The sequence below is a fragment of the Methylobacterium sp. E-025 genome, from assembly GCF_022829705.1.
Classification (GTDB): Bacteria; Pseudomonadota; Alphaproteobacteria; order Rhizobiales; family Beijerinckiaceae; genus Methylobacterium.
Genome location: NZ_JAKSYR010000160.1, coordinates 1 through 712 on the forward strand (window position 1 = coordinate 1; position 712 = coordinate 712).

General features: G+C 67.8%; 1 pseudogene. It reads right to left on the reverse strand.

The annotated features are described in order from the left end of the window. A pseudogene (fusA, locus tag MKK64_RS23380) lies at positions 1 to 712 on the reverse strand (elongation factor G); the annotation flags it as partial.

Genomic DNA, 712 nt, shown 5'->3' on the forward strand with positions numbered 1-712 from the left:
GCGTTGATGACGTTCGCGTTGCCGCGCATGTCCTGGCCCTGGATCTGGCCGCGGCGGGAGTTGAGATCGCCGATCACCGAGCCGGTATACTCCTCCGGCGAGACGACCTCGACCTTCATCACCGGCTCGAGCAGCACGGAGCCGCCCTTCTGCAGGGCCTCGCGCAGCGCCGCCCGGGACGCGATCTCGAAGGCCAGCGCCGAGGAGTCGACGTCGTGGTAGGCGCCGTCGATCAGCTCGACCTTGATGTCGACCACCGGGAAGCCGGCGAGGATGCCGGCGCCGAGGACCGAGTTGAGCCCCTTCTCGACGCCCGGGATGTACTCCTTGGGCACCGCGCCGCCGATCACCTTCGAGGCGAACTCGAAGCCCTTGCCCGGCTCGTTCGGCTCGACCACGAACTTCACCCGCGCGAACTGGCCGGTCCCGCCGGTCTGCTTCTTGTGGGTGTAGTCGATCTCGGTCCGGCGGGTCAGCTTCTCGCGGTACGCCACCTGCGGCTGGCCGATGTTGGCGTCGACCTTGTAGGTGCGGCGCAGGATGTCGACCTTGATGTCGAGGTGCAGCTCGCCCATCCCGCGCAGGATGGTCTGGCCCGACTCCTGGTCGGTGGAGACGCGGAAGGACGGATCCTCCGCCGCGAGCTTGGCGAGCGCGATGCCGAGCTTCTCCTGATCGGCCTTCGACTTCGGCTCGACCGCGATCTCGATGA